Genomic DNA, 8,849 nt, shown 5'->3' with positions numbered 1-8,849 from the left:
ACTTCCCCGCCGGCGCCAACGGCCGGATCAACCCCCACAGCCTGCTCATACTGATTGGCGGCGCCTCCCTCGGTGATAGCACCCGCACCCCAACGATTGTCATCAACAAAGTAGGCATCTGTGGGATTGCCGGCTTGCAAAAAGATGTTGTCATGGCTACCCACGGGGATTGCGGCCGGGTCAAGCGCGCTGGCTGACTGGCTCAGGCACAACACAATGGCAGCTGTTAGCGCTTTGGCCACCGCAGGGGTGGACAGGAAAAATTTACGTCGTTGCATGTATGCGTCGTTATTTCAATGTAAGTAAAAGCGTCATTAAAAAAAATGACTAAGGACACCATCAGATAGAGCAAAGCAAATGCGAAAGAACCAGCTGATGCGCTAAAGGGAGTGCAGCGACGTATACATATGACATGTCGGCAACCCAAGGCGGTAGTGTGAAGGCCGTCGTCCGAGCACCGGCGGTACGTGCGCTGGCGCACACTATTTGCGCGATTGGTTCTACAGAGTGTAGGAAAATACTGACAAAAAATCGTTGCTTACTTATTGCAAAATAGTTAAAAAAAGCCCCAAATATTTTTCGGGCTTGCGGGGAAAACTACCTTGTTTTTATGCCAAAACGAGATGGAAAAAAGAGCATCGTACGGGTAGAAATCCGACTTTTTTCCAGTGGAGTGGGCAGTTCAAAAACTTAAAATTTTGTAGGATGAAGTTTACAAAAAAAAACTTAATTTCAGTCGAAATGTTGAGCGTTTTGGATGGCAATGAGGCGCTTCTAAAGTTCTTCGGATTCCTTCAGCGACTGAAATCAAGTCGCCCTTCCAGCGCGTGAAGAGTTTCCATAACAACGAATACCTGACTTAATTGTTAATCTATGTAGATTAATAGTCACATTTTTTTACGATTTTTTGTCGGTTATGTCTGTTGCTGCACAGATTTCAATTCACAAAACGTTTGTCAATATCGGCGAGACCGAAATGACACTCTGTCTTACGCCTTGCACATTTCAGAGGGCGCGGCAAAGCTACGCCGGCCATACGCCATGCAAGTGAAAGTTTGTGTGTTCTGCAGCGACCAGACGATAGCCGCAGCCTTCGCTGCGGCGTGGAGTTCTGCACACTCGGCTTATTTCAAGCCAAGCCGGCCAGCCTACCCAGGTATTTTTCCAGCACGGCCAGTTCGGCTGCCGAGGGGGCGCCTTTGCCGGTGATGACGGCGTAAAGGTTCCCCCTGAACCCCGCCTGCGGGTAGTAATTGCGAAAACCGCCACCCAGCAACAGCTGGGCATAAACGCCACGGGGAAACGTTGCGCTGCTGCGCGCTACTTCGGCCGCATTGACGCGCAAACTCTGCGCACCAGGCGCTGACGTGAACGCCAGCACCGCCGGGCGATTGATGGGCAGCTGGGCCGTACTGGTCAACAGTGCCGTGCGACCCTTGGCATCCACCCATTTGGCTTGGGGCTGGCCATTACTGAGCCCCAGTTCCGAAGCGTAGCCCTCCTCCGCTTTGGAGGCCTGAAACACCACGCCACTGTTGTTCTTCGCTGCCACGCTGAGCGCGGCAATGACGAAATGCGCATCATCAAGGTTGTAGGGCACGCGGTTGAGCGGACGAGGCTGAACACCTGGCTCGGGGGCCGACTTCTTGCACCAAAACCCGAAAGCGTCTGGCGCCGTGTGGTCTGTGTTCTTAATGCTCTTGGTGCCGCTGTTCTCGCGCATGAGCGGCAGCGTCCTGTTGCCCATGGCCTTGCCTTCGGTGTTGATCCAGATCAGCATCTCCATGGCATTGCCTGGGCTGGAGCCGTAACCCGAATCAGCGATGGCGCGCACCGCCTGCCCGGCAGCCGCCGGCGCGCCCAGGACATAGTCGGTGTAGCCATCTGCCATCACCCACTTGCAGGCGCTATATCTGGCGATGATGGCCAGCGCCGCATCCGTCAGGCTGGTGTCGGCATAGGCAACCGGGTCGGTCAGCGAAAATATTTTTCGGGGCGGAGGCACCTGGCCGGCTAACTGGCCTGAGTCGGACGGCTGGCCGTCACTGCGGTAGCTCAGCAGAGCCACCTCGTTGGCCGCTGGCGTGTAGCTGAACGTGGTTTGCCCATTGGCGCCAGCAGGAATAGTCAGCCGCGATTTACTCAGCGTCCCCTTGCCATTGGCTGCCACTGTGAGCGTTACCGGCCGTGCCAGAAAGCCGCGCGCATACACCGTGATCGTCAGCGCTATACCTGCCAGAGAGAAAGCCGGGCCGTCATCGAACAGCGTGGCTTGCGCCAACCCGGCCGCAGCCTTCATCACGCCGGACACGGCGGGCTCCAGCGTCTTGTTCTGGTGCCAGCCCGGTACATGGTTGATGGCGTAATTTCGGATGGGCCAATGGTTGCCGCCCATCCAGCTGTACACCTCGCAGTCGCTCTTGATGGCATGGCTGACGACCGGTTTAAACATTTCGTGCCAGCGCATATCATCAATCGGCATGCCCACTTCAGTCAGCGCCACCCTGACCCCTTTGGCCTTGGCCCAATCGGTTGCCGGCCGAAGCCGGTCCAGACCGGTCAAGGCATGGATGGATCCGCGGCCAAAACCTGCGCTGTAGCCTTTGGCCACTTCAGTATCCAGGTCAAACACCCTGCCGTTGCTCGATGCATCCAGGTAAAGGTGAACCTCGTAAATGAGGTTGTGGCCCGCCAAAGGAAATCCGGGGTTGAGGGTGGCAATACCCATCGCCGAACCCCAGCCGTTGCCCCCCACATAGATCGGGGTAGCCGCGTCAACAGCGCGAATCGCCTTGATGGCGGCCTTCGCATAGGCCGGCCAGATCGTCAAGTCTTCGCCGTCGGTTGACTCAACGATCTCGCCGGGTCTGGGCATATCGTGCGGTTCGTTCATCAGGCCATAGCCGGCCAAACCGGGGTGGCCCTGCCACTTGGTCGCCACGCGGGTCCAGAAGTCGTTGAAGTTGGACTGCGTCAGCGTTGCCCCCGGTGCCAAGGAAAAAATCCGTTCCTGCACCTGCGACTTGTCGGTGGTGTAGGGCCGCATCAGGGCATTGGGGGGAACGGTCAGGCCGCTGACCGCGCCGTCCCCTTGAAACCTGAAGTCCTGGTAGCGGCAAGAGTTGTGACAGTCAACGATGCATTGAATACCAGCGGCCGCATGCGCGTCGAGTACGCCGGTGATGTAGGACTCGTAGCGCGTGTGAAAAGCGCCCGGCTTGCCAATTGCGGCTTGGGCGGCGGAATCAGCCGGGGTGTCGTGCAGCATGGGCTGCAGCAGTTCCCACTGAATCGGCAAGCGGTTTTTACGGTAGCCGCAGGCCGCCAGGTAAGCCACCTCGGCCGCACGCGGCACCGAGAAGTGAATATTGGGCTCAGAACTCAAGCCATAGCGCAGTCCTGGCCGGGCCCACTCCATGCCCGAGAGGTTGGTACCCATGGCGACGGTACTGCTTCCCGCGCCAGGCATTGCAGCCCAAGCGCTGCGCTGCGGGCCCATCGAAACAAGCGCTGCCATAGCGGCAGCCGCTTGCGAAAATTCACGTCTGTGCACAACGGTTCTCCCTCCGAAAAATCAGCTTGGCGCCCGGCTCTGTGCCGCGGCATTATCGAACGGGTGTTTAACCCAGTCCGGCAGTTTTTAAGGGAACAGCGATCCCCTGTCAAGCATCTCATACAGCGGCGTCGCGAACCCGAAAGCCCGCCGGCAAAAAGCTCCGATGTCCTACAAACTGTTCTGATTGGCAAGGCTAAATTTATCAAAGGTTCACTGCCTCCGTGTCAAGTTAATGCTGGATGTGCCCGATGACCGATTCACCCTCTTCCGTTGCCGCCACCACACTTGAACACTGGCCCAGCCTGCCTCTCAACGAATGGCAGGACACCTATGCCACGCTGCACATGTGGACGCAAATCGTCGGCAAAATACGGCTGATTCAAACGCCTTGGGTCAATCACTCGTGGCATGTCAGCCTGTAGTCACGTCGCGCGGCCTGACCACCTCGCCCATCCCTTTCGGCAACCGGACCTGCCAGATCGATTTCGACTTCATTGACCACCGGCTGCTTATTAGCGTCAGCGACGGCGGGCTTGCCAGCCTGGCCTTGCAAGCGCGCCCGGTGGCAGATTTTTACGCCGAGCTGATGGCCAGGCTGGCCGAACTAGGCGTTGGCGTGAAAATCCACACTACGCCCAATGAACTGGCCGATGGCATACCGTTTGAGCAGGACTACACGCATGCCTCGTACGATGCGGAGTATGCGCACAGGCTGTGGCTTGCTCTGGTGCAAGCTGATCGGGTGTTGAAGGAATTCCGCAGCCGCTTCATTGGCAAAAGCAGTCCTTCTCACTTTTTTTGGGGCGGCTTTGACCTGGCGCTGACGCGTTTTTCCGGCCGGGTGGCGCCCGACCATCCGGGTGGCGTGCCGCAGTGCCCCGACTGGGTCACGCGCGAGGCCTATTCGCACGAGGTCAGCAGCTGCGGCTTCTGGCCGGGTGGCGGGCCGGTGCCGTATCCGGTTTTTTATTCCTACGCTTATCCCGAACCGGCCGGATTCGGTACGGCGCCCATGCGTCCCGCCAAGGCGATTTATGAAAGCAGCTTGCACGAGTTCATCCTGCCTTACGACGATGTGAGGCTGGCGCCCTCGCCGGACGCGTTGCTGCTTGAATTTCTGCAGAGCAGCTATGAGGCGGCGGCCCGTCTGGGCAATTGGCACCGTTCGGCGCTGGAGCGCAAAGAGCCGATCAAGACGCCTGGCGCCAGCTAGAAGTTGCTGGGCGCTTGGCTCGGGTAACTAGGCGGCAATCAGCAGCGGCGCCAACTGCGACATGGCAATTTCTGGTGGCGGCGCACGTTGAGCGCGCAGCGTGACGGCCAGCCACTCGCCCACCAAGGCCGGGTCATTGATCGGCTTGAGCAACTGGTAGGCGGCTTCTGCCTCGGGAAATCGGCGGCGCAAAAAATTGAGCCACTGCTTGAGCCGGCCAGCGCGCGAACGGCTATCAAGCCGACTGCAGACCACTTGCCAGAAGGCGCCCAGCAGCGGCAACAGCGCAGCCCAGCTGATGCCTGGCGACAACTGTGGTAGCGGCGTCAGCGAGGCACCGGCCATGTCAGCCTTGATGGCCAGCGCCAGCCCCGGGTCGGTCACGGCGCCCCGGCCCAGCATCAGCATGTGGCAGCCCGAGGCCTGGCGGCAACGCCGCGCATCGTCCACCGTCCATATTTCGCCGTTGGCCACCACCGGAATGCGCACCACCGCCCGAATGTCGGCAATGCGGTCCCAGTAGGCCGGCGGGCGGTAGGCCTGCGCCTTGGTGCGGGCATGCACCACCAGCTCGTCAGCGCCGCTCTCGGCGATTGCCAGCGCGCAGTCAAGCGCGCGCGCATCGTCATTGAAGCCCAGGCGCATCTTGGCCGACACCGGCATGTGGGCCGGCACGGCGCGCCGCACAGCGCGGACAATGGCGGCGATGGTTTCGGGTTCATCGAGCAGCGCGGCCCCGCCACCATGGCGGTTCACCACCGCCGCCGGGCAGCCGAAATTCAAGTCAATGCCGGCAGGCCCAAGGCCAGCCAACCGGCCGGCGTTTTCAGCCAGGCAGACCGGGTCTGAGCCCAGCAGCTGGGCCCGCACCGGCACGCCGGCCAAGGTGCGGCCACCGTTGAGAAGCTCGGGCACGATACGGGTGAACACACGTTCGGGCAGCAGCTGGTCGGTGATGCGGATGAATTCGGAGACGCAGCGGTCGATGCCGCCCACCCGCGTGAGGATGTCGCGCAGGACAAAGTCGAGCAGTCCCTCCATGGGCGCGAGCAGGATGGTCATGCCGACTCTTTTCAGCGAACTGTCACGCCGCGCCGAGGCGCCACAGCGAGGTCACTTCGGCAGCGCGCGCCGCGTGCAGCGGGTCGCTTTCATCGGCCACTTTGGGATGGTCCGGCGTGGCGTCCATCCTGCCTAGCACCTTCAGCCCGCTGTCCTTGATAGCCGCCAGCAACTCAGCGCGCGTGCGCAGGCCCAACTGCTCGGCAAAATTGGACAGGATGAGCCAGCCTTCGCCGCCATGCGCCAGATGCGCCGGCAGGCCTTTTAGAAACCCCAGCAGCATGCGGCTGCCTTCGTCGTACACGGTGCCTTCCAGCGGTGAGCCGGGGCGTGCCGGCAGCCACGGCGGGTTGCAGACGATGACCGAAGCCAGCCCTTCGGGAAACAGGTCGGCCTGCATCACCTTGACCGGATTGGGCAAGCGCAGCCGCTGCAGGTTTTCGCGCGCGCAGGCCAGCGCACGCGGGTCCTGGTCGGTGGCCACCACCTGGTCAATGTCGCGCAGCGCCAGCACCGCCGACAGCACGCCGGTGCCAGTGCCAATGTCAAACGCTACAAACTTATTGGGCCGTAGGGTGGGCAAGGGGGCTTTGGCGACCAGTTCCACATACTCGCCGCGTACCGGTGAAAACACGCCGTAATGCGGGTGAATGCGGTTGTTGGGCGCCTTCCCCAGGGCAGGAATTTCAACACCTTTTTTGCGCCACTCGTGCGCGCTGATGACGCCCATCAACTCGCGCAACGAAGCCACGCAGGCGCTAGAAGCCCCATCGGCCGGCCCCCAGGCCTCCGTGCAGGCCGGCCGGGCGTCCGGCGCGCGGCGCAGCGCAATGCCGTAATCGGCGCCAAACTCGATCAGTACCATGCCCAGCACCCGTGCGCGCTGCGACTGGGCCTGGCGGTGCAGGTGAAAGGCCTGGCCGGCCGGCACGCCAGAGACGGCTGCATCGGCGGCTTTTTTACGCTCCACCCTGGCTTGTTTGGAGGCTTTGGGCGGCTTGTCGATGCGTCGGGCCAGCGCCTGCACCAATTGCCGGGCATTTTGAAAGTCACCGCGCCAGAGCAGGCCGGTGCCTTCGCAGGCCAGCCGATAGGCGGTGTCGGCAGAGGTAGTGTCGTCGGCCAGCACCATGCGTTTGGGCGGCAAGGCGCCGCGTTCCGAGCGCCACAGCGCAGAGCGCTCTTCATCCGCTTCGTTCCAGTGGATCAGGGCGGGCGCGCTGGAGACGGCGTCAGGGGTCAAAACAGGAGTGATAGCGGAGGCGGTAGCGGGCGGCGAAATAGACATCGGAGGGCAACTCAAAAAGAAAGATTCAAGTGTTTTAACAGATGGGCCGAAGCGGGTCGGTGCAAAAGCCCTGCGAATTCATTTTTACCGACTAAAACACCATCTAGCCCAATAAACACGGGTGCAAGCCGCTATTTATTGCATAGCAAGCAATTATTCGCCAAGCTATTCGTCAGCGTATCCAGGCGGCCACCCTGCAGCAAACCGGCGCCCAGCCGCATGGCGATTCCTACAAGCGGCGTCATTGAGAGCCTACAGCTTGCAGGTCGCGCAGCCCTTAAGGTTTAAGGTGTTGTTTTGGAGATCACCATGCCAAGATTTGCCCAACCCGCGCCCGATAGAGACGCCCGCAAGGCCATAGAGGAGCGCGCCCGCGCCGCAGCCAACCCCGTCGCCCCCGCGCAGAAAGGCCGCTGGCCCTTTTCTGCATCCCCGACGTCAGCCGAATCACAGAAGTCTGACGCACCGGTTCTGCAGGCAAAACCTGCCGAAACGCAGCCGATACCGCCCCAGTAAATTTTGTTGCCGGATCTAACGTGAAAAAAAGCAAGCAACCTAGCGCCCAAGCGGTTTCACAAAAACAGCGCGGCAAGGAATCCAGGCGTGAGTCGCAGCAAGCGTGTAGCAATTCGAGCTTGCCAGCGTGGCCGTCGTTGGCGCAGTTGCGTGACCGCTTGCAAAGCAGCGCCGTGGGCGAGGCCGACGGGTACCGCTTCGAGCAATCGCTGCGGTGAAGCGCGATTGAACAAACCGTAGTCTATGAAATTGGCGTTCAGCCGCGCACGAACATCCGCTTGGCCGCGCTGACCGTGAAAAGCACCAGCGCGCCGGCCAGTAGCCCGACGGCCGCATCCAGCGCCAGCGGCGTCACGGCGGCCAGTAACTCGGCCGCTGCATGGTCCATGTCCCCGAGCCGGTCGGCCAGCGCCTCAATGCCGTGGCCCAGCGCTGTGAAGCCATGCGTGAGAATGCCGCCGCCGACCAGGAACATGGCGATCGTGCCCGCCACCGATAGGCCCTTCATCATCCAGGGCGCCGCGCGCAAGATGCCCCGGCCCAAGCCTCTTTGAATACCGCGCAAGGCACTGGCCCCGGCGCGCTGACTGAGGTAAAGCCCGCCATCATCGAGCTTGACGATTCCCGCCACCAGGCCGTACACGCCCGCCGTCATGAGCAGGGCGATGCCGCTGAGCACCGTTAGCTGCGTCATGAAGGGGCTGCCTTGCACCGTACCCAGCGTGATGGCGATGATTTCGGCCGACAAAATGAAGTCAGTGCGTATGGCGCCCTTGATTTTGCTTTTTTCAAGCGCCAGCAAATCAACTGCCGGCTTGGCCAACGCCGCCAGTAGCGCTTCCTGCTGTGCCGCCCGCTGCTGCGGGTTACGCAAGAATCTGTGCGCCAGCTTTTCAAAGCCTTCGTAGCAAAGAAATGCGCCGCCCACCATCAGCAACGGCGTCACTGCCCAGGGTGCCAGCGCGCTGATGGCGAGCGCCGCTGGCACCAGAATCGCCTTGTTGATGAAAGACCCTTTGGCGACGGCCCAGACCACGGGCAGCTCGCGCTCGGCTTTCACGCCCGAAACCTGCTGGGCATTGAGCGCCAGATCGTCGCCCAACACACCGGCGGTTTTTTTGGCCGCCACCTTGGACAGCAAAGCCACATCGTCAAGGATGCTGGCAATGTCATCAATCAGCGCAAGCAGGCTACTGGCCATGGGTTCTTTCAAG

Annotated in this window: 6 protein-coding genes and 1 pseudogene; 2 read left to right on the top strand and 5 right to left on the bottom strand. The window is 61.0% G+C overall.

The features are described 5' to 3' along the window. Both HHJ18_RS08540 and HHJ18_RS08535 read right to left on the bottom strand, forming a co-directional pair. On the bottom strand, positions 1-278 hold a 278-nt coding region (locus tag HHJ18_RS08540), incomplete at its 3' end, for a hypothetical protein (protein WP_296913938.1). Between the two features lie 851 nt (positions 279-1,129). Beyond that, on the bottom strand, positions 1,130-3,553 hold the full coding sequence (locus HHJ18_RS08535) for a cellulase family glycosylhydrolase (RefSeq protein ID WP_296913936.1): 2,424 nt from the start codon (positions 3,551-3,553) through the stop codon (positions 1,130-1,132). Positions 3,554-3,795: 242 nt separating this feature from the next. On the opposite strand from HHJ18_RS08535, the pseudogene HHJ18_RS08530 reads away from it, so the two are divergent. Next, positions 3,796-4,769: pseudogene (locus HHJ18_RS08530) on the top strand (DUF5996 family protein). A 27-nt stretch (positions 4,770-4,796) separates the two neighbouring features. On the opposite strand, the gene HHJ18_RS08525 reads toward HHJ18_RS08530, so the two are convergent. Continuing rightward, complete coding sequence (locus HHJ18_RS08525) at positions 4,797-5,831, bottom strand: tRNA-dihydrouridine synthase (RefSeq protein ID WP_296913933.1); 1,035 nt, start codon at positions 5,829-5,831, stop codon at positions 4,797-4,799. A gap of 22 nt (positions 5,832-5,853) precedes the next feature. Beyond that, positions 5,854-7,041 (bottom strand): class I SAM-dependent methyltransferase, encoded by a 1,188-nt coding sequence (locus HHJ18_RS08520; RefSeq protein WP_296913950.1) that lies wholly within the window; start codon positions 7,039-7,041, stop codon positions 5,854-5,856. 614 nt (positions 7,042-7,655) lie between these two features. Between HHJ18_RS08520 and HHJ18_RS08515 the strand changes: the two genes are divergently transcribed. Beyond that, the gene (locus tag HHJ18_RS08515) at positions 7,656-7,853 is read left to right on the top strand and encodes a hypothetical protein (protein WP_296913931.1); all 198 of its coding nucleotides are present in this window, start codon (positions 7,656-7,658) and stop codon (positions 7,851-7,853) included. Positions 7,854-7,891: 38 nt separating this feature from the next. Here HHJ18_RS08515 and HHJ18_RS08510 read toward each other — a convergent pair whose 3' ends face one another. Next, positions 7,892-8,836, bottom strand: coding sequence for a DUF808 domain-containing protein (locus HHJ18_RS08510; RefSeq protein WP_296913928.1), 945 nt, complete (start codon positions 8,834-8,836; stop codon positions 7,892-7,894). Between the last annotated feature and the right edge of the window lie 13 nt (positions 8,837-8,849).

The organism is Polaromonas sp., from assembly GCF_012927455.1.
Lineage (GTDB): Bacteria > Pseudomonadota > Gammaproteobacteria > Burkholderiales > Burkholderiaceae_C > Polaromonas.
This window is presented reverse-complemented; position numbering and strand designations above follow the sequence as displayed.